The sequence below is a fragment of the Leisingera sp. M523 genome, from assembly GCF_025141335.1.
Lineage (GTDB): Bacteria > Pseudomonadota > Alphaproteobacteria > Rhodobacterales > Rhodobacteraceae > Leisingera.
This window is the reverse complement of the sequence record NZ_CP081036.1, coordinates 3,386,934-3,406,537: the sequence shown is the minus strand read 5'-3', so window position 1 is coordinate 3,406,537 and position 19,604 is coordinate 3,386,934. Positions and strand designations below refer to the sequence as shown.

The 19,604-nt window shown below is 61.9% G+C and carries 25 protein-coding genes; all 25 read left to right on the top strand.

The genetic code is table 11. The features are described from left to right. The first annotated feature begins 124 nt into the window (after window positions 1–124). The gene (locus K3557_RS16850) at window positions 125–1,168 is read left to right on the top strand and encodes a succinylglutamate desuccinylase/aspartoacylase family protein (protein ID WP_259995178.1); all 1,044 of its coding nucleotides are present in this window, start codon (window positions 125–127) and stop codon (window positions 1,166–1,168) included. A gap of 223 nt (window positions 1,169–1,391) precedes the next feature. Then, complete coding sequence (gene rpmC, locus K3557_RS16845) at window positions 1,392–1,592, top strand: 50S ribosomal protein L29 (protein WP_024088545.1); 201 nt, start codon at window positions 1,392–1,394, stop codon at window positions 1,590–1,592. Between the two features lie 11 nt (window positions 1,593–1,603). Next, on the top strand, window positions 1,604–1,834 hold the full coding sequence (gene rpsQ / locus K3557_RS16840; RefSeq protein WP_024088546.1) for a 30S ribosomal protein S17: 231 nt from the start codon (window positions 1,604–1,606) through the stop codon (window positions 1,832–1,834). A gap of 99 nt (window positions 1,835–1,933) precedes the next feature. Then, window positions 1,934–2,302, top strand: a complete 369-nt coding sequence (gene rplN, locus K3557_RS16835) for a 50S ribosomal protein L14 (RefSeq protein ID WP_027257350.1) — start codon at window positions 1,934–1,936, stop codon at window positions 2,300–2,302. Window positions 2,303–2,304: 2 nt separating this feature from the next. Next, window positions 2,305–2,610 carry a 50S ribosomal protein L24 gene (rplX, locus tag K3557_RS16830; RefSeq protein ID WP_027257351.1) on the top strand — a complete coding sequence of 102 codons (306 nt, stop codon included), beginning with the start codon at window positions 2,305–2,307 and terminating at the stop codon, window positions 2,608–2,610. Continuing rightward, window positions 2,610–3,173, top strand: coding sequence for a 50S ribosomal protein L5 (gene rplE, locus K3557_RS16825; protein WP_259989323.1), 564 nt, complete (start codon window positions 2,610–2,612; stop codon window positions 3,171–3,173). Before rplX ends, rplE begins: the two co-directional genes overlap by 1 nt. 20 nt (window positions 3,174–3,193) lie before the next feature. Further along, entirely contained in the window at window positions 3,194–3,499 is a 306-nt protein-coding gene (rpsN, locus tag K3557_RS16820; RefSeq protein ID WP_129372217.1) for a 30S ribosomal protein S14, read from the top strand. Between the two features lie 13 nt (window positions 3,500–3,512). Then, a complete protein-coding gene (rpsH, locus tag K3557_RS16815) occupies window positions 3,513–3,905 on the top strand; it encodes a 30S ribosomal protein S8 (RefSeq protein ID WP_024088550.1) in 393 nt (130 codons plus the stop codon). Between the two features lie 12 nt (window positions 3,906–3,917). Further along, window positions 3,918–4,451: a 50S ribosomal protein L6 gene (gene rplF, locus K3557_RS16810; RefSeq protein WP_129372216.1), complete on the top strand. Its 534-nt coding sequence runs from the start codon at window positions 3,918–3,920 to the stop codon at window positions 4,449–4,451. Between the two features lie 11 nt (window positions 4,452–4,462). Further along, window positions 4,463–4,822, top strand: a complete 360-nt coding sequence (gene rplR, locus K3557_RS16805; RefSeq protein ID WP_027257354.1) for a 50S ribosomal protein L18 — start codon at window positions 4,463–4,465, stop codon at window positions 4,820–4,822. 130 nt (window positions 4,823–4,952) lie between these two features. After that, on the top strand, window positions 4,953–5,522 hold the full coding sequence (gene rpsE, locus K3557_RS16800) for a 30S ribosomal protein S5 (protein WP_129372215.1): 570 nt from the start codon (window positions 4,953–4,955) through the stop codon (window positions 5,520–5,522). Window positions 5,523–5,535: 13 nt separating this feature from the next. Next, window positions 5,536–5,724, top strand: a complete 189-nt coding sequence (rpmD, locus tag K3557_RS16795) for a 50S ribosomal protein L30 (RefSeq protein ID WP_129372214.1) — start codon at window positions 5,536–5,538, stop codon at window positions 5,722–5,724. 246 nt (window positions 5,725–5,970) lie between these two features. Beyond that, on the top strand, window positions 5,971–6,183 hold the full coding sequence (locus K3557_RS16790) for a DUF1127 domain-containing protein (protein WP_259989330.1): 213 nt from the start codon (window positions 5,971–5,973) through the stop codon (window positions 6,181–6,183). Between the two features lie 271 nt (window positions 6,184–6,454). Then, a complete protein-coding gene (locus K3557_RS16785) occupies window positions 6,455–6,667 on the top strand; it encodes a DUF1127 domain-containing protein (protein WP_134830796.1) in 213 nt (70 codons plus the stop codon). 537 nt (window positions 6,668–7,204) lie between these two features. Beyond that, window positions 7,205–7,675, top strand: a complete 471-nt coding sequence (gene rplO / locus K3557_RS16780; protein ID WP_129372211.1) for a 50S ribosomal protein L15 — start codon at window positions 7,205–7,207, stop codon at window positions 7,673–7,675. A gap of 111 nt (window positions 7,676–7,786) precedes the next feature. Beyond that, the gene (gene secY / locus K3557_RS16775; RefSeq protein ID WP_259989335.1) at window positions 7,787–9,151 is read left to right on the top strand and encodes a preprotein translocase subunit SecY; all 1,365 of its coding nucleotides are present in this window, start codon (window positions 7,787–7,789) and stop codon (window positions 9,149–9,151) included. Then, window positions 9,148–9,795: an adenylate kinase gene (locus K3557_RS16770; RefSeq protein WP_259995175.1), complete on the top strand. Its 648-nt coding sequence runs from the start codon at window positions 9,148–9,150 to the stop codon at window positions 9,793–9,795. The genes secY and K3557_RS16770 overlap by 4 nt, the downstream gene beginning before the upstream one ends. A gap of 270 nt (window positions 9,796–10,065) precedes the next feature. Continuing rightward, a complete protein-coding gene (gene rpsM, locus K3557_RS16765; RefSeq protein WP_129372208.1) occupies window positions 10,066–10,434 on the top strand; it encodes a 30S ribosomal protein S13 in 369 nt (122 codons plus the stop codon). 15 nt (window positions 10,435–10,449) lie between these two features. Beyond that, complete coding sequence (gene rpsK / locus K3557_RS16760) at window positions 10,450–10,839, top strand: 30S ribosomal protein S11 (protein ID WP_259989340.1); 390 nt, start codon at window positions 10,450–10,452, stop codon at window positions 10,837–10,839. A 112-nt stretch (window positions 10,840–10,951) separates the two neighbouring features. Next, complete coding sequence (locus K3557_RS16755; RefSeq protein ID WP_259989342.1) at window positions 10,952–11,968, top strand: DNA-directed RNA polymerase subunit alpha; 1,017 nt, start codon at window positions 10,952–10,954, stop codon at window positions 11,966–11,968. A 145-nt stretch (window positions 11,969–12,113) separates the two neighbouring features. Further along, window positions 12,114–12,542, top strand: coding sequence for a 50S ribosomal protein L17 (rplQ, locus tag K3557_RS16750; RefSeq protein WP_027257365.1), 429 nt, complete (start codon window positions 12,114–12,116; stop codon window positions 12,540–12,542). A 173-nt stretch (window positions 12,543–12,715) separates the two neighbouring features. After that, window positions 12,716–15,151: a CHASE3 domain-containing protein gene (locus K3557_RS16745; RefSeq protein WP_259995173.1), complete on the top strand. Its 2,436-nt coding sequence runs from the start codon at window positions 12,716–12,718 to the stop codon at window positions 15,149–15,151. A 294-nt stretch (window positions 15,152–15,445) separates the two neighbouring features. After that, window positions 15,446–16,534, top strand: coding sequence for a 3-deoxy-7-phosphoheptulonate synthase (locus tag K3557_RS16740; protein WP_259995164.1), 1,089 nt, complete (start codon window positions 15,446–15,448; stop codon window positions 16,532–16,534). Between the two features lie 236 nt (window positions 16,535–16,770). Next, entirely contained in the window at window positions 16,771–18,162 is a 1,392-nt protein-coding gene (locus K3557_RS16735) for a trypsin-like peptidase domain-containing protein (RefSeq protein WP_259995162.1), read from the top strand. Then, window positions 18,162–19,478 (top strand): replication-associated recombination protein A, encoded by a 1,317-nt coding sequence (locus K3557_RS16730; protein ID WP_259995160.1) that lies wholly within the window; start codon window positions 18,162–18,164, stop codon window positions 19,476–19,478. Before K3557_RS16735 ends, K3557_RS16730 begins: the two co-directional genes overlap by 1 nt. Window positions 19,479–19,604: the final 126 nt, after the last annotated feature.

Sequence of the window (19,604 nt, the reverse complement as noted above, 5' to 3'; positions counted from 1 at the left end):
TGCCAGTATTGGCCATCAATATGCCGCCCTCAGCAGGGTTCCTTCGCTGTTGAAGGCGACAGGCGCAATTGTAAAAGCCCGCAAAGGCGCCTAGCTTCCGGGAACGGCCCTGCGGGAGGTATAGATGGTACGGCGTTCCCCTTTTGAAATTGGCGGCTTCCACATTCCGCCCGGCACCCGCCGCACAGTGGATCTGCCGGTGAGCGTGCTGTCGGACCACACGCCGGTCACCATGTCCGCCCATGTGATTCACGGGGCGAAGGACGGGCCGGCGCTGTTTGTTTCGGCTGCCATTCACGGCGATGAGGTGATCGGGGTGGAAATTGCCCGCCGCCTGCTGCGCAGCCGTAAGTTTTCCCGTCTTAAGGGCACCCTGATCGTGGTGCCGATCGTCAACACCTTCGGGTTTTTGAACCATTCCCGCTACTTGCCGGACCGGCGTGACCTGAACCGCTGTTTTCCCGGCAGCGAGGGCGGTTCGCTGGCCAGCCGCCTGGCGCATCTGTTCATGACCGAAGTGGTGGATCGCTGCGATTTGGGTATCGACCTGCATTCTGCCGCCATCCACCGCACCAATATGCCGCAAATCCGGGTGTCGCCCAAGGCGCAGGAGACGCTGGCCTATGCCGATGCCTTTGGCGCGCCGGTGGTGATCCGCTCCGGGCTGCGTGACGGTTCCCTGCGCAAGGAGGCGCAGGCGCGCGGGGTCGATGTCCTGCTGTATGAGGCCGGCGAGGGGCTGCGGTTTGACGAGCAGTCTGCACGTGTGGGGGTGGCCGGCATCCTGCGGGTGATGCACGCGCTGGACATGATCCCCGAGGATGGCGTGCCGCTGGCCGAAGTGGTGCCGGTCCGGGCGGGCAGCAGCAGCTGGGAGCGCGCGCCCGCCGGCGGGTTGCTGCGGACCTACAAGACCACCGGTGAAATGGTCGAGGAGGGCGATGTGCTGGGGGTTGTTTCCGATCCCTTCGGCGAACACGAAGAAGAGCTGCAGGCAGGCCAGGCGGGCCTCATCATCGGCCGTGCCAACATGCCGATCGTGAATGAGGGTGACGCCCTGTTCCACATTGCCAGGGTGGCGACGCCGGTGGAGGCTGAAAGCCGCATCGAGAGCCTGCATGCGCAGCTAGAGGACGCGGCAATGTTCGACGAGGATGAGATCATCTGAACCGGCTCCGCCGCAGGGCGGGCGGGCTTGCGGCGGAGCCGGGATCTTTCCCTTGCCCCTGCACCCGGTCTCCTCTATAGGGACCCATCGCCTGTCCCTTATCCGCGTTGGATTTGGGCCGGGTGATTCTTTTTTGCCGCGTCTTTGGCGCGGTTGACATAACCCACCAGGTCAAAGGTTACCCATCGGGGCCTTCTGGTGCTTTGGACAAGGAACAAAGGCGATGAACGCCAATGATCTGCGCGACAAAACCGTGGATGAACTCCGCGATGCCCTCGCATCCCTGAAAAAAGAGAGCTTCAACCTGCGCTTTCAGCAGGCGACCGGTCAGCTGGAAAACACTGCAGGCATCAAAGCGGCCCGCCGCAATGCTGCCAAAGTGAAGACCATCCTGAACGAAAAAGCTGCTGCAGCAGCTGAATAAGGAGCGACACGATGCCCAAACGTATTCTCACTGGCACCGTGACCAGCGATGCCAACGCCCAGACCGTAACTGTCTCGGTTGAACGCCGCTTCACGCATCCGGTTCTGAAGAAAACCATCCGTAAGTCCAAGAAATACCGGGCTCACGATGAAAAGAACGCTTTCAAGGTCGGCGACTCTGTACGCATCATCGAATGCGCGCCGAAATCGAAAACGAAACGCTGGGAAGTTCTGGAAGCCTAAGAGTCTCATCCGAGACTCCTGGCGGCTAGACTTAACAGTCAGTCGAAACCCTGGGGGATCACGCCACGCATCGGCGCCCCATAGGTCGGGAGAAACCACATGATCCAGATGCAAACAAATCTGGATGTTGCTGACAACTCCGGCGCCCGCCGAGTTCAGTGCATCAAGGTTCTGGGTGGCTCCAAGCGTAAATACGCATCCGTAGGCGACATCATTGTCGTTTCGGTCAAGGAAGCCATCCCGCGCGGCCGCGTGAAAAAAGGCGACGTCCGTAAGGCCGTTGTCGTACGCACCGCCAAAGAAGTCCGCCGCGAAGACGGCACTGCAATCCGGTTCGACCGGAACGCAGCCGTTATCCTGAACACCAACAATGAGCCGGTCGGTACCCGGATCTTTGGCCCGGTTGTTCGTGAACTGCGCGCGAAAAACTTCATGAAGATCATCTCGCTTGCTCCGGAGGTGCTGTAATCATGGCTGCTAAACTCCGCAAAGGCGACAAGGTCGTCGTGCTGTCCGGCAAAGACAAAGGCAAAGAAGGCGCAATCGCCTCCGTTGACCCGAAAGCCGGCAAAGCCATCGTCGACGGCGTGAACATGGCCATCCGCCATACCCGCCAGTCGCAAAACGAACAGGGCGGCCGTCTGCCCAAAGCACTGCCGATCGACCTGTCGAACCTGGCGCTGCTGGACAGCAACGGCAAAGCAACCCGTGTCGGTTTCCGCGAGGAAGACGGCAAGAAGGTGCGCTTCGCCAAGACCACCGGGGAGACTGTCTGATGCTTGACGCTGCAACCTACACCCCGCGCCTGAAAGCTCTGTACAAGGACACCATCCGTGGCGCCCTGAAAGAAGAGTTCGGCTACAAGAACGACATGATGCTCCCCAAGCTGGAGAAAATCGTTCTGAACATCGGCTGCGGCCGCGCTGCTGTCAAAGACAGCAAGAAAGCCAAATCCGCCCAGGCCGATCTGACCCTCATCGCGGGCCAGAAAGCTCTGACCACCGTGGCAAAGAACTCCATCGCCGGCTTCCGCGTTCGCGAAGGCATGCCGATGGGCGCCAAGGTGACCCTGCGCGGTGACCGGATGTACGAATTCCTCGACCGTCTGATCACCATTGCGATGCCCCGTATCCGCGACTTCCGCGGTGTTTCGGGCACCTCTTTCGACGGCCGTGGCAACTATGCCATGGGCTTGAAAGAGCATCTCGTGTTCCCGGAAATCGATTTTGATAAGATCGATGAAAACTGGGGCATGGACATCGTGATCGCCACCACCGCGAACACCGACGCGGAAGCAAAGGCGCTGTTGAAAGCTTTCAACATGCCCTTCAACAGCTAAGCGGGGGAAGGATAGAGACCATGGCTAAGAAAAGCATGATCGAACGCGAGAAGAAGCGCGAGCGCCTGGTGGCAAAATACGCCGCAAAGCGCGCCGAGCTGAAAGAAATCGCGACTGACGAAAGCCGCCCGATGGAAGAGCGTTTCACCGCGCGTCTGAAACTGGCGAAACTGCCGCGCAACTCGTCGGCAACCCGTCTTCACAACCGCTGCCAGCTCACCGGCCGTCCCCACGCTTACTACCGTAAGCTGAAGGTCAGCCGTATTGCGCTGCGCGAGCTGGGTTCTGCTGGTCAGATCCCCGGCATGGTGAAATCGAGCTGGTAAGGGAGAGACAGATATGAACGATCCTATCGGCGATATGCTCACCCGTATCCGTAACTCTCAGATGCGCGGCAAATCCACCGTCCTGACCCCGGCTTCCAAGCTGCGGGCCTGGGTGCTGGACGTGCTGGCAGACGAGGGCTACATCCGCGGTTATGAGAAGATGACTGGTGCCAATGGCCACCCGGCCATCGAAATCAGCCTGAAGTACTTCGACGGCGAACCTGTCATTCGCGAGCTTAAGCGGGTCTCCAAGCCCGGCCGCCGCGTTTACATGGGCGTCAATGACATCCCGTCGGTCCGTCAGGGCCTGGGCGTGTCGATTGTCTCCACCCCCCAGGGTGTGATGTCGGACGCAAGCGCACGCGCAGCCAACGTTGGCGGCGAAGTGCTCTGCACCGTCTTCTAAGGAGGCTCGCAGATGTCCCGTATTGGTAAAAAACCGGTCGAACTGCCCAGCGGCGTGTCCGCTGCCGTGTCCGGCCAGACCATCGAAGTGAAAGGCCCGAAAGGCGCCCGCACCTTCACTGCCACCGACGATGTCACCCTGTCGGTCAACGACAATGTTGTCACCATCGAGCCGCGCGGCAAGTCCAAGCGTGCCCGTCAGCAGTGGGGCATGTCCCGCACTCAGGTGGCCAACCTTGTGACCGGCGTGACCCAGGGCTTCAAGAAAGAACTGGAGATCCAGGGTGTGGGTTACCGGGCTCAGATGCAGGGCAATACCCTGAAGCTGAACCTGGGCTACAGCCACGATGTCGACTTCACTGCACCTGATGGCGTCACCATCACCGCACCGAAGCAGACCGAAATCGTTGTGGAAGGTATCGACCAGCAGCAGGTGGGCGAAGTCGCGGCGAAAATCCGCGAATGGCGCCGTCCCGAGCCCTACAAAGGCAAAGGCATCCGCTACAAGGGCGAATTCATCTTCCGCAAGGAAGGCAAGAAGAAGTAAGGACCAGCAAAATGGCAAACAGCAAACGTACCCTGTTTCTGAAGCGCCGGCTGCGCGTCCGGAACAAGCTTCGCAAAGTGAACGCAGGCCGTCCGCGTCTTTCTGTGCACCGTTCGAACAAGAACATCTCTGTTCAATTGATCGACGACCTGCGCGGCGTGACCGTGGCCTCCGCTTCGACCCTGGAAAAAGATCTCGGCGTAGTTGGCAAAAACAACGTCGAAGCAGCGACCAAAGTTGGTGCTCTGATCGCCGAACGCGCAAAAGCGGCCGGTGTCAGCGAAGCCTACTTCGATCGCGGCGGCTTCCTGTTTCACGGCAAGGTGAAGGCTCTGGCCGACGCTGCGCGTGAAGGCGGCCTGAAGATCTAATCTATTGCGGGCGGTCTTTCGGGACCGCCCCGATGATCCGGGACCCCGGGCTTTGCCCGGGTGTCACCAGGATTGGAACAACAGGCGCCCCGTGCTTTGTGCAGTGCGCCTCTCTTAAAAGGAATGCCTGATGGCAGAACGTGATAACCGCCGTGGCAACCGCCGCGACCGTGACGAGACACCGGAATTCGCAGATCGCCTGGTCGCGATCAACCGCGTGTCCAAAACCGTAAAAGGCGGTAAGCGCTTTGGCTTCGCTGCCCTGGTTGTTGTTGGCGACCAGAAAGGCCGCGTCGGCTTTGGCAAGGGTAAAGCAAAAGAAGTGCCCGAAGCGATCCGCAAGGCGACCGAACAGGCCAAGCGCCAGATGGTCCGCGTGCCGCTGAAAGAGGGCCGCACCCTGCACCACGACATGGCCGGCCGTCACGGCGCAGGCAAAGTTGTGATGCGTACCGCGCCTGAAGGTACCGGTATCATCGCAGGTGGTCCGATGCGTGCTGTCTTCGAAATGCTTGGCGTCAAAGACGTTGTTTCGAAGTCGATCGGTTCGCAGAACCCCTACAACATGATCCGCGCCACCCTGAACGGCCTGTCCAAAGAGCAGAGCCCGCGTTCGGTGGCTCAGCGCCGCGGCAAAAAGGTCGCTGACATCCTGCCCAAGCGGGACGAAGCACCGGCAGCTGCCGAAGCTGAAGCGTAAGGAGTAGAGAAACATGGCAAAAACCATCGTGATCAAGCAGATCGGCTCGCCGATCCGCCGTCCTGCCAAACAGCGCGCAACCCTGATTGGCCTGGGCCTGAACAAGATGCACAAAACCCGTGAGCTGGAGGATACCCCTTCGGTCCGCGGCATGGTCAACTCGATCTCGCATATGGTTCAGATCATCGAAGAGCGCGGCTAAGCCCCTTTTCGGTTTCAGACTTTGGAAAACGCCTCCGGGAAACCGGGGGCGTTTTTCGTTTTGGGACAGAGCAGGGCCGGGGCAGGGCGTTAACCTGCGGGAAAGGCCCCTTGCAATGCTTGCATAGCGGCTTGCCGGTTGTGTCAGTTGTTGGAATCGCGTGGCACTCCTATCTCGGGGTCACAGAAAATGACCAAACACAGACCACCGGGAATATGCCCGGTATCAGAGATAAGGATAGTTAAGATGGCACATGTTATCAGCACCGCACACGGCACCCACAGCCTCACCGCCCGCATCCGTTCCGCCGTGGAAGGCCTGGCCGATTCCTGGGTCAAAGCCCGCGAATTTCAGCGCACCTACAATGAACTGGACGCGTTGAGCGATCATGAGCTGTCGGACATCGGTGTGCGCCGCGACGATATCGCCGACCTGGCGCGCCAGCACGTCTACGGCTAAGAATTCCCGCCTTCCCGGACGCGTCTCTCCTCCTCCTCCTCCTTCGTGTCCGGGCCAAAGCGCTCCTGCCCTCGCCGGGCGGGAGCGTTTTCTTTTGGCGGGGCTTCAAGAGACCTCACGCGATCGTGCTATGCGGGTGCTGCATAGCTGCCAGACCAAAGCATCCGTTGTTCCCGGTCCGGGCCGTCCTTATGTCCCGTTCACTTCAGACGAACAGATCAAGCAACGCGCCGGAGGCACGCTCCGGCAGCGCAGCGAAGGAACAAGAACAATGGCATATTCAACTCTTTCCGCACCCTCCGCCGGGATCTCGGCCCGTTTCGCAGGCTTTGCCGCCGGGCTGATCCAGAACTGGAAGCTGCGCCGCGATTACAAAGCAACCGTCAACGCCCTGCGCGCGATGTCCGCCCGCGACCTGGCTGACATCGGCCTGACCCGTTGCGCCATCCCCGGCGTCGCGCGCGAACACGTTTACGGCAAGTAACCTCCCCGGCCGGCTGACGGATCCTCCTCCCTCTCCGATCGCCCGGCCCGAAAGCGCCCCCGCCATCCCGGCGGGGGCGTTTTTGTTTGCAGAGGTGTTGCGCAGCCGCCGTACGCACCGCCCACGCGGGTTTAACCCCGCTCTGACAGGATCGTCCCCGATCATGATCACCGGCCGGGCCTGACACTCCCGGCACCTGGAACAGGGCTCCGGTCTGGCACCCGGAGCGCGCGATACGCGTATTCGCATGGGGGAAACCCCATCCCATCTCCACCCCGGCGGCGCCGCCACCCTTTAACGGAGGGGCCTAGACGGACCGGACAGCACCAGAAGCAGCAAGAGAGCAACTGGCAGGGCAGGGGCCTTGGCGGCGGGACCTGCGTGCTCCGCATGTTTGGCAAGGCTGCGGGGCTTGATCCCGTCCCGCATCGGGTCTATAGGCACCCGGTGGCGTTCTGCGCCATGGAATCACCAATCAAGAAACGCCGCGGTTGGCCCATCACGCTTCGGGGGCCACATCCGGCAAGGAGAAGCGACATGAAACTTCACGAACTCAGCGACAATCCTGGCGCAACCAAAAAACGCATGCGCGTTGCCCGCGGCCCCGGCTCTGGCAAGGGTAAAATGGGCGGCCGTGGTATCAAAGGCCAGAAATCCCGTTCGGGTGTGTCGATCAACGGTTACGAAGGCGGTCAGATGCCCTTGTACCAGCGTCTGCCCAAGCGCGGCTTCAACAAGCCGAACCGCAAGGCATACGCCGTTGTGAACCTGGGCCTGATCCAGAAATTCATCGACCTGGGCAAGCTGGACGCCGCGGACATCACCGAAGATTCGATGATCGCATCGGGTCTGGTACGCCGCAAGCTGGACGGCGTCCGCGTCCTGGCCAAAGGTGAAATCACCGCCAAAGCCACCATCACTGTGACCGGTGCATCGGCAGCTGCCGTTGACGCTGTTGCAAAAGCTGGCGGCGCTCTGACTGTGGCAACTGCAGCCGCCGCAGAGTAACGGCTTGTGAGCGGCGCCAATGCCGCTTACATAGTCTTCGAGTTTTCCTAGAACGCCGCCCGAGCCGGAAAACGGTTCCGGGCGGCGTTTCGCTAAAGAAGAGACCTTTTCATGGTATCAGCAGCAGAACAAATGGCGGCGAACACCAGCTGGGCTGCCCTGGGCAAGGCCACGGATCTGCGCAACCGGATCCTGTTCACCATCGGCCTTTTGATTGTCTATCGCCTGGGCACGTTCATTCCGGTTCCGGGGATTGATTCTGGCGCCCTGCGCCAGTTCATGGAGCAGGCGGGCCAGGGCATCGGCGGCATGGTGTCGATGTTCACCGGCGGCGCGCTTGGCCGGATGGGGATTTTTGCCCTCGGCATCATGCCCTATATCTCCGCCTCCATTATCGTTCAGCTCCTGACCTCGATGGTGCCCTCGCTTGAGCAGCTCAAGAAAGAGGGCGAGCAGGGCCGCAAGAAGATCAACCAGTACACCCGCTATGGCACCGTGGCGCTGGCGACTGCGCAGGCCTATGGGCTGGCTGTGTCGCTGGAATCGGGTGACCTGGCGACCGATCCGGGCATGTATTTCCGCATGGCCTGCATGATCACCCTGGTGGGCGGCACCATGTTCCTGATGTGGCTGGGCGAGCAGATCACCCAGCGCGGCATCGGCAATGGTATCTCGCTGATCATCTTTGTCGGCATCATCGCCGAGGTCCCCGCCGCAATCGCACAGTTCTTTGCCTCCGGCCGTTCCGGCGCGATCAGCCCCGCCGTGATCATCGGTGTGATCCTGATGGTGATCGGCGTGATCATGTTCGTGGTGTTCATGGAACGCGCCCTGCGCAAGATCCACATCCAGTACCCGCGCCGCCAGGTCGGCATGAAGGTCTATGACGGCGGCTCCTCGCATCTGCCGGTCAAGGTGAACCCGGCGGGCGTGATCCCGGCGATCTTTGCCTCGTCGCTGCTGCTGCTGCCGACCACCATCTCGGCGTTCTCCTCAGGCGCTGCAACCGGTCCGGTGATGTCCTGGCTGCTGGCGAACTTTGGCCCCGGCCAGCCGCTGTATCTGTTGTTCTTCATCGCGATGATCGTGTTCTTTGCCTATTTCTACACCTTCAACGTCTCCTTCAAACCGGATGACGTGGCGAACAACCTGAAGAACCAGAACGGCTTTGTCCCCGGCATCCGCCCAGGCAAGAAGACAGCCGAATATATCGAATATGTGGTGAACCGCATCCTGGTTCTGGGGTCGGGTTATCTGGCGCTGGTCTGCCTGCTGCCCGAGGTCCTCCGCGGCCAATTCGCCATCCCCGTGTATTTTGGCGGCACGTCCGTTCTGATTGTGGTATCCGTCACCATGGACACCATTCAGCAGGTGCAAAGCCACCTCCTCGCGCATCAGTATGAGGGGCTTATCGAGAAAAGCCAGCTGCGCGGGCGCAACAAGAAACGGACAAAACGGGGACCTTCTCGCCGATGAGCAACATTATCCTTCTTGGCCCGCCGGGGGCGGGCAAAGGTACGCAGGCGCGTTACCTGGTTGAATCCCGCGGCATGGTGCAACTCAGCACCGGCGACATGCTGCGCGAGGCCCAGACCTCCGGAACCGAAATGGGCAAGAAGGTTGCTGCCATCATGGCCGAAGGCAAGCTGGTCACCGACCAGATTGTCATTGGCCTGATCCGCGAAAAGCTGCGCGAGGGCGCCGAGGGCGGTTTCATCTTCGACGGCTTCCCGCGCACTCTGGCGCAGGCCGATGCGCTGGCCAAGCTGCTGGACGAGATGGGTCTGAAGCTTGATGCGGTGATCGAGATGCAGGTCGATGATGACGCGCTGGTCGCGCGCATTACTGGCCGCTCCACCTGCGGCGGCTGCGGCGAGGTCTATCATGACCAGACCAAGCCCTGGCCGGAAGACGGCAAATGCGCCAATTGCGGCAGCACGGATGCGACCCGCCGGGCCGACGACAATGAGGATAGCCTCAAGACCCGCCTGATGGAGTATTACAAGAAGACTTCGCCGCTGATCGGCTACTTCTACGCCAAAGGCAATCTGCAACGTCTGGACGGCCTTGCCTCAATTGCAGAAGTCCGCAAGAACATGGCCTGGATCATGGGCGCATAACGCCCGCCGAAGGGCGCGCGGCAGCCGCTCTGCCAGCTGCTTGAATAGCCAAGCCCTGCCGGTCCGGCGGGGCTTATTCTTTAGGGCTTGACGGCCCATATCCCAGCCCCTAGTTACCCACATCCCTTCTGGGAATGATTCCCGGCGGGCAGATTCGTTTGCCTGCTTTATCACCTCGAAATGCTGGACCCTCTGGCCACACTGCCACGGTCAAGTGTTGTGAAAAAAGGTTCCGGCGCTACGGAACCGCAACGAAAAGGAAAGTGACACGTGGCACGTATTGCCGGCGTTAACATCCCGACTGCAAAGCGGGTTCCCATCGCCCTCACCTATATCACCGGTATCGGTAACACCTCGGCCAAAGCGATCTGCGAAGCCGTGGGCATCGACGCGACCCGCCGTGTGAACGAACTCAGCGACGCAGAAGTCCTGGCCGTGCGCGAGCACATCGACGCCAACTTCACCGTCGAAGGCGACCTGCGCCGTGAAACTCAGATGAACATCAAACGTCTGATGGATCTTGGCTGCTACCGTGGCCTGCGCCACCGCCGCAACCTGCCGGTCCGCGGTCAGCGTACCCACACCAACGCTCGCACCCGCAAAGGCCCCGCAAAGGCCATCGCTGGTAAGAAGAAGTAAGGGAGGGTTTGACCAATGGCACGTGAGAAGACACGCGTTAAGAAGAAAGAGCGCAAGAACATCGCAACTGGTGTTGCGCATGTGAACTCGTCGTTCAACAACACCAAAATCCTGATCTCCGACGTGCAGGGCAATGCGATCGCTTGGTCGTCGGCCGGCACCATGGGCTTCAAAGGCTCGCGGAAATCCACGCCTTACGCGGCCCAGATGGCTGCCGAGGATGCGGGCAAGAAAGCCCAGGATCACGGTGTGAAGACGCTGGAAGTCGAAGTTCAGGGCCCCGGCTCTGGCCGTGAATCGGCTCTGCGCGCACTGGCTGCCGTCGGTTTCAACATCACTTCGATCCGTGATGTGACCCCGATCGCGCACAACGGCTGCCGCCCGCCGAAGCGCCGTCGCGTCTAATTCGAATTTTTGCTGGGGCCCCGCTTGATTCGCAGGGCCCCAGTGCGTCATTTAAACCTCGGGCGTCCTTGGCCTTTCGGACATGGGGCAAGGACAGGAATGGAGGGAACGCATGATCCATAAGAACTGGGCAGAGCTGATCAAGCCGGCACAGCTGGAAGTGAAGCCGGGTAACGATCCTGCACGCCAGGCAACTGTCGTCGCAGAGCCGCTGGAACGCGGTTTCGGCCTGACCCTGGGCAACGCGCTGCGCCGCGTCCTGATGAGCTCGCTGCAAGGCGCGGCCATCACCAGCGTGCAGATCGACAACGTGCTGCACGAGTTTTCGTCGGTTGCCGGTGTGCGCGAAGACGTCACCGACATCATCCTGAACCTCAAGGGCGTGTCCCTGCGCATGGAAGTCGAAGGCCCCAAGCGGCTGTCGGTCAATGCCAAGGGCCCGGCTGTTGTCACCGCCGGTGATATTGCCGAAACCGCCGGCATCGAGGTTCTGAACCGCGATCACGTCATCTGCCACCTGGACGACGGCGCCGACCTGTTCATGGAACTGACCGTGAACACCGGCAAAGGCTATGTCTCGGCAGAGAAGAACAAGCCGGAAGACGCACCGATCGGCCTGATCCCGATCGACGCGATCTATTCGCCGGTCAAGAAGGTCTCCTATGACGTTCAGCCGACCCGTGAGGGCCAGGTGCTGGACTATGACAAGCTGACCATGAAGGTGGAAACCGACGGCTCCATCACGCCTGACGATGCCGTCGCCTATGCCGCCCGCATTCTGCAGGACCAGCTGTCGATCTTCGTCAACTTCGACGAGCCGGAATCGGCAAACCGTCAGGACGAGGACGATGGTCTCGAGTTCAACCCGCTTCTGCTCAAGAAAGTGGACGAGCTGGAACTGTCTGTGCGGTCTGCAAACTGCCTGAAGAACGACAACATCGTCTATATCGGCGATCTCATCCAGAAGACCGAAGCAGAAATGCTGCGCACGCCGAACTTCGGCCGCAAGTCGCTGAACGAGATCAAAGAAGTGCTGTCGGGCATGGGTCTGCACCTTGGCATGGACGTCGAGGACTGGCCGCCGGACAACATCGAAGATCTGGCCAAGAAATTCGAAGACAGCTTCTAAAGCGCGTCTTTGAGGGGAGGGCACTGGCCCTCCCCAAACCATTCCCGGGTTTGGCCGGGGAAAACATGGGCATCCGCCCCAAGGTGAGCAGCTGACACGCATCAGCCGCCTGACAAAGCAAAAACGCAAGATAAGGAATTGAATAATGCGTCACGCACGTGGTTACCGCCGCCTGAACCGTACTCATGAGCACCGCAAAGCGCTGTTTTCGAACATGTGCGGCTCGCTGATCGAGCACGAGCAGATCAAGACGACCCTGCCCAAAGCAAAAGAACTGCGCCCGATCATCGAAAAGATGATCACCCTGGCAAAGCGCGGCGACCTGCACGCCCGCCGTCAGGCCGCGTCCAAGCTGAAGCAGGACAAGGACGTCGCGAAACTGTTCGAGGTTCTGGGCCCGCGCTACAAGGACCGTCAGGGCGGCTATGTCCGTATCCTGAAGGCCGGCTTCCGTTACGGCGACATGGCTCCGATGGCGATCATCGAGTTTGTTGACCGCGACACTGCCGCCAAGGGTGCCGCCGACAAGGCCCGCCTGGAAGCGGCGGAAGCAGCTGCTGAAGCAGACGAATAAATCACGCTGAATTATCTGGTTCAGCTATCTGGCCCCCGCTCCGCTCGGAGCGGGGGTTTTTCGTTACCTGACGGCATCCGGACAATGTTTAGAATGCATTTTTTGCGCGAAAGGGAATCGTAATTTTCTTCTGATTTTACTGTCGCAAACAAGCAAGTTCCGGGACGGATGTGATGGCAGTAAAGAAGACACCCGCGGCCAGGCGGTTTTCACTGGCGAACCTCAGCACCAAGACAAAGATCGTTTCGGTGGCGGTGTTCCCGCTGCTGCTGGTTCTCGGGGTCGGCGTGCTGGCGGTGGTGAACCTGGGCCGTATGGACAAGACTGCGCAGGCTGTTGACCACACCCAGAAGATTTTGACCGAAGCGCAGGCGCTGGCCGAAGCGGCCTCAGGAATGGAAGCCGGGCTGCGGGGGTACCTGTTGGCCGGGCAGGATGAGTATCTGGTGCCGTTTGAGGACGGCAGCGCCAAAGTTGCCGGCTCCCTTAACCGTTTGCGCAGCCTGGCCGCGGGCAATCCGGACTTGCTGGCTGACCTTGATACGGCAGAGCAGACATTGGCGGGCTGGCAGGAGGATGTTGCGGCAGGCGCCATCGCGTTGCGGCGCGATATCGGCGATGCCCTGACCATGAACGACATGGCGGCAGAGGTGAAACAGTCCAAGGGCCGGGTCTACTTCGAGAACTTCCGTGCGGAGATGGCTAAGGTCATTGAGGAAGAGGAAGTCGAGCTGAACAACCGGCGCAACACCTTTTCTTCCCTGGTGAACGCCGGGATTGCCGATCCGGATTACCTGAACACCTCGCTGCAGGCGGTGGAGCAGACCCACAAGGTCATCAGCAGCGCCAAGGATCTGCTGTCGGCGGCGGTCGACATGGAGACGGGCATGCGCGGCTTTCTTCTGGCGGGCGACCGGGAATTTCTCGAACCGTATATGGAGGGCAACGGTCGCTTTAACGAGGTGCTGGCCGACCTCCACCTGGCGCTGGCCGACAATCTGATGCAGGCAAACCGCCTGGATAACGTCGCCAAAATCGTTGACGAATGGCGCAGCAGCGTGGTGGTTCCGATGCTGCAGCTGCGCCGGGTGATCGGCAGCGCGGCGACCATGGATGACATGGCCGATCTTGTCGCCCAGGGGCAGGGCAAGGCGTATTTCGACAGCTTCCGTGCCACCATGGAGACGATTGAGGCGAAAGGGGCCGAGGCAATGGCCGTGCGCCGCACCGCCAATGAAGCACTTGCCGCCCAGACCCGTATCATGATCCCCGGCGCAATTGCTGCGGCGATCCTGATCGGCGCGGTGATGGCGCTGGTCACCGGCTCTGGCATCGCTTCAGGCCTGCGGCGCATCGTGGTGTCGATGCGGGGGCTGGCCGAAGGCAACAACGCGGTGGAGATCAAGGGCCAGACCCGCGGCGACGAGGTCGGCGATATGGCCCGCGCGCTGGATAAATTCCGCGCTGAACTGCTGCGGATGCAGGAGGCCGAGCAGCAGAAAGCGGAGAGCAAAGACGCCGAACTGGGCAATGTGGTGAAGCAGCTGAGCGAGCGCCTGGCCCGGCTGTCGCATGGCGATCTGACCATCCGCATCGCCGAGGAATTCCCGGAGGAATACGAACAGCTCCGCGCTGATTTCAACGGCTCCATCGACAATCTGAACGCTACAGTGCAGCAGGTGATCGAAGCCGCCTCCAGCATCCGCAGCGGTTCTGCAGAGATCAGTCAGGCCTCCGACGATCTGTCCCACCGGACCGAAAGCCAGGCTGCCACGCTCGAAGAGACCGCCGCGGCGATTGATGAGCTGACAGCCTCGGTGAAATCCGCCGCCGAAGGAGCCCGTAATGTCGAGGCAACCGTGCGCGAAGCCCGCCAGGAGGCCGAAAGCAGCGGCGAGGTGGTGCAAAGCGCCGTGGCCGCCATGAGCGGGATCGAGGCCAGCTCGAAGAAGATTTCCCAGATTATCTCGGTGATTGACGACATTGCGTTTCAAACCAACCTCTTGGCGCTGAACGCCGGGGTCGAGGCCGCGCGCGCGGGCGAAGCGGGCCGCGGCTTTGCGGTGGTGGCGTCCGAGGTGCGGGCGCTGGCGCAGCGGTCCTCGGATGCGGCCATGGAAATCAAGGCGCTGATTGGCGACAGTTCACGTCAGGTCGGGGAGGGGGTGGACCTGGTCGGCCGCGCTGGCGACGCACTGCAGTCGATTGTCGGTCAGGTCAGCCATATCTCGCAACTGGTGTCCGAGATCGCTGAGGGCGCCGAGGAGCAATCCACCGGCCTGCTGGAAATCAACACAGGCGTCACCCAGCTGGATCAGGTGACCCAGCAGAACGCGGCCATGGTCGAGGAAGCCACGGCAGCAGGCCATCTGCTGAACAGCGATGCGGGCAAGCTGTCGGATCTGGTCGCCCGCTTCCAGGTGGCCGGCGGCGGCACGCTTGCAGCCGCATCCGCCCCGGTATCCGCGGCGCCGGCTGCCATGGCGCCCTCAGCCCATGGCAGCGATGACTGGGATCTGGAGGCCAGCCCGGCCCCGCCCCCGACCTCGGCCGCAGCGGCGCCGGCGGCAGACGGCAATGCGGCCCGCGACCTTTGGCAGGATTTTTGAGCCGCAGTGGAAACCGCCGCACAGGCCCTTCCCGGCGGAGGGCCTGTTGCCTTTTCAGGGTGGATTTTCCGGGGTGACAGCTGGCCGAAACTCCGCTAGCGTCCGGTTCATGACCCGTAGCTATGCCGCATTCTGGTATTTCTTTTATCCGCGCCACATGGCGGACGGAGGGGGCAGCGCATTCTGAGCTAAGATATCGGAACGCACCAGGATACCACCAACCGCCCGCAGCAGCCGGCGGTTTTTTTCGTATCCGCCGCAGCGCCAAGGGCCACCCGCCAAGGAAGCTGAAACATGACACCCCAGACCGAAAACCTCCGCATCACCGGCATGCAGGAACTGATCTCGCCCGAAGACCTCGCATCCCAGCTGCCCAGTACGGCGGCGGCCACGGATACTGTGCTGGCCAGCCGCACAGCGATCCAGGATGTGCTGCATGATCGCGATGACCGTGTTGTCGCTGTGGTCGGCCCCTGTTCGATTCACGACCCCAAGGCGGCAATGGAGTATGCCGAACGGCTGGCACCGCTGCGCGACCGGCTGGCGGGTGAGCTGGAGGTTGTGATGCGGGTCTATTTCGAGAAACCCCGCACCATCTCGGGCTGGAAAGGGCTGATCAATGATCCCGGCCTCGACGGCTCGTTCCGCATCAACGAAGGCCTGGGTGCAGCACGCCGACTGTGCCTGGACATCAACAGCCTGGGCCTGCCGGTCGGAACTGAGTTTCTGGACACCGCGGTGCCGCAATACATCTCGGATCTGGTGGCCTGGGCGGCCATCGGCGCCCGCACCACCGAAAGCCAGATTCACCGCGAGATGGCCTCAGGCCTCAGCTGCCCGGTGGGGTTCAAGAACGGCACACGCGGCAATCTGCAGATCGCAGTGGACGCGGTGCGCTCGGCGGCGCATCCGCATCATTTCATGGCATTGGCCAAATCAGGCCGCGCGGCAATTGCGGCGACCAGCGGCAACCCGGACTGCCACTTGATCCTGCGCGGCGGCGGCGGCACCAATTATGACGCGGCCTCGGTCGATGCGGCCTGCAGGCTGGCGGAAAAGGACGGCATCCGCGGTCATGTGATGATCGACGCCAGCCATGCCAACAGCGGCAAGGATCCCATGAAGCAGCCCGCTGTGCTGCGCGATGTAGCGGGCCAGATCGCCGACGGCGACAGCCGCATCACCGGGGTGATGGTGGAAAGCCATCTGGTGGCGGGCCGTCAGGACCTTGGCAAAGGGGACCTCACTTACGGGCAGTCGGTTACCGACGGCTGCTTAGGCTGGGAGGATACAGTACATGAGCTGGAGGCGCTGGCAGAAGCTGTCACCGCGCGGCGTGCCCATGCGGCACAGGCTGCTGCACCGAGCCTGGCACAGGCCTGATGCCGCAAAGGGGCTGTGAGGATGCCGGCAAGGAAGAAGGCCTGATGCGCCTTGCCGGCCGTCTGCTTCTTTCTGGTCCTAAATACCCCGGGGTGAATTGGCCGCAAGGCCAAGAGGGGCAGCGCCCCTGTGGCGGCAACTTGCGGGGCGGCGTCCCTTTGTTCTTATACGTCTCCCGCCTTGCAATCCGCGTGCGCGCTCCGCATATCCTTCGGGCAGTAACAAACGGAGCGCCCATGATCCGCCCAGCCCTGACCGCCCTTGCCATTGTTCTTGCCTTGCCGGCTGTGGCAGAAACCCGTGTGCCGCAGAACCAGGCGGAAATAACCCTCGGCTTTGCGCCTTTGGTCAAGGAAGCCTCGCCGGCAGTAGTCAACATCTACGCCAAAGTGGTGCGCCAGGTGCAGCAGCGCCGCCGATCGCCGTTCATGAATGATCCGTTCTTCGATGATTTCTTCCGGGGCTTTGCCAAGCCGCAGCCGCGGGTGGAGAACTCGCTGGGTTCGGGCGTGATCCTGTCGGCGGATGGCATCGTTGTGTCCAATTACCATGTTGTCGGCAGCGCCACCGAAATCCGCGTGGTGACCTCTGACCGGCGCGAATACAATGCGCGGGTGATCCTGGGCGACAAGGCCAGCGATCTGGCAATCCTGCAGCTGGAAGAGGCCGAAGGCCTGCCGCATCTGGACCTGCGCGACAGCGACCAGGTCGAGGTGGGTGAGCTGGCGCTGGCCATCGGCAACCCCTTCGGGGTTGGCCAGACCGTCAGCAGCGGCATCATTTCAGGGCTTGCCCGCACCGGCATGGGGGCAGGCGACGGCTTTGGCTACTACATCCAGACCGACGCGCCGATCAATCCGGGCAATTCGGGCGGGGCGCTGATCGACGTGAACGGCGACCTTATCGGCATCAACACCCGCATCCTGTCCCGTTCCGGCGGTTCCAACGGCATCGGCTTTGCGATCCCTGCAAACCTGGTGACGGAGTTCGTCAATCAGGCCCGCAAAGGCGCGGAAGAGTTCCAGCGCCCTTGGGCCGGCATGGCCGGGCAGCCAGTGGATGCCGATCTGGCAGCCTCGCTGGAGATGGACGTGCCCGAGGGCATGGTGATTTCCGACCTGCATGCTGAAAGCCCTTTTGCCAAGGCGGGATTCAAGGTGGGCGATGTGATCACCCATGTGGATGGCGAAGTGGTGAATTCACCGTCCGAGATGGTGTTCCGCATGTCTGTGGCCGGGCTGGACGGCATGTCCGCGATCACCCGGCTGCGCGGTGCTGAGCGGGAAGAGATTGCGGTGCCGATGATCGTGGCACCTGATCAGCCGCCCGCAAATCCGGTGCAGCTGGATGAAGACACGGCATTGCCCGGCCTGACCGTGGCGCGGATCAATCCGCAGGTGATTGCGCGCCTCGGCCTGCCCCTGTCGGCCGAAGGCGTGGTGGTGACGGACCCCGGCCCCTATGCCGGACGCGGCGGGGTGCAGCCCGGCGACGCACTCTTGGCAGTGAACGGCCAGCCTGTTGCCAGCACCGATGACGTCTATGCAATTCTGGCAAACAGCGGCCGCTGGATTCAGCTGGACCTGAACCGGCGCGGCCAGCGTGTCACCCTGCGGTTCCGGACCTGATGGCGGATCTGTTCGGCAGCCCTGCGACTGCAGACAGCGATGCGCCGCAGCCAAACCGGCCGCTGGCCGACCGGCTGCGGCCGCAGTCGCTGGCGGAGGTGATCGGCCAGCAACAGGTGCTGGGGCCGGAGGCGCCGCTGGGGGTGATGCTGGCGTCCGGCTCGCTGTCGTCGTTGATCTTCTGGGGGCCGCCGGGGGTGGGGAAAACCACCATCGCGCGGCTGCTGGCGCAGGAGACCGACCTGCATTTCGTGCAGATCTCGGCGATCTTCACTGGAGTGCCGGAGCTGCGCAAGGTCTTTGAGGCCGCAAAGATCCGCCGCCAGAACGGCCAGGGCACACTGCTGTTCGTCGACGAGATCCACCGCTTCAACAAGGCCCAGCAGGACGGCTTCCTGCCGCATATGGAGGATGGCACTATCCTCTTGGTGGGGGCTACAACCGAGAACCCCTCGTTTGAGCTGAACGCGGCTGTACTGTCGCGCAGCCAGGTTTTGGTGCTGGAGCGTCTGTCGCTGGCGGACCTCGAACGCCTGACCCAGCGCGCCGAAAAGGAACTGGGCCGGGCTTTGCCGTTGTCAGGCGATGCCCGAGACGCGCTGCATGAGATGGCTGATGGCGACGGCCGGGCGCTGCTGAACCTGATCGAGCAGGTTGCCGCCTGGAAGGTGGAGGCCTCCCTGGGGCGGGAGGCGCTGGCCACACGGCTGATGCGCCGAGCGGCCAAGTTCGACAAATCCGGGGATGAGCATTACAACCTGATTTCCGCCCTGCATAAATCAATCCGCGGTTCGGACCCGGATGCCGCCCTGTACTGGCTGGCGCGGATGCTGGAGGGCGGCGAGGACCCGCGGTTCCTGGCCCGGCGCCTCACGATGATGTCGACTGAGGACATCGGGATGGCGGATCCGCAGGCCAATACGGTCTGCCTGAATGCCTGGCAGACCTATGAGCGCCTCGGCAGCCCGGAGGGCGAGCTGGCGCTGGCCAATGCCGCCGTTTACCTGGCGCTCGCCCCCAAATCGAACGCGGTCTATGTGGGCATCAAGGCCGCCCGCCGCCTGGCCAAGACCACCGGCAGCGCGCCGCCGCCCAAGCATATCCTGAACGCGCCGACCAAGCTGATGTCGGAGCAAGGATACGGCGATGGCTATGCCTATGACCATGACGCCGAGGACGGGTTTTCCGGCCAGAACTACTTCCCCGACGGGGTGAAGCGGCCTGTGTTGTACCAGCCGGTGGAGCGCGGGTTTGAGCGCGAGCTGAAACGGCGTACGGACTATTTTGCGAACCTCAGGCTGAAGCGGAACAAGTAAAGCGGCTTTGCCTGCAAAGCCGCTGCCTCCGGCGGGGATATTTTTGGCAAGAGGAAGGGGCGGACAGCGTCAGCCCTGCGCGCCGTGCAACACGGGCAAAACTTGACATCCCTGCCTGTGCCGGCG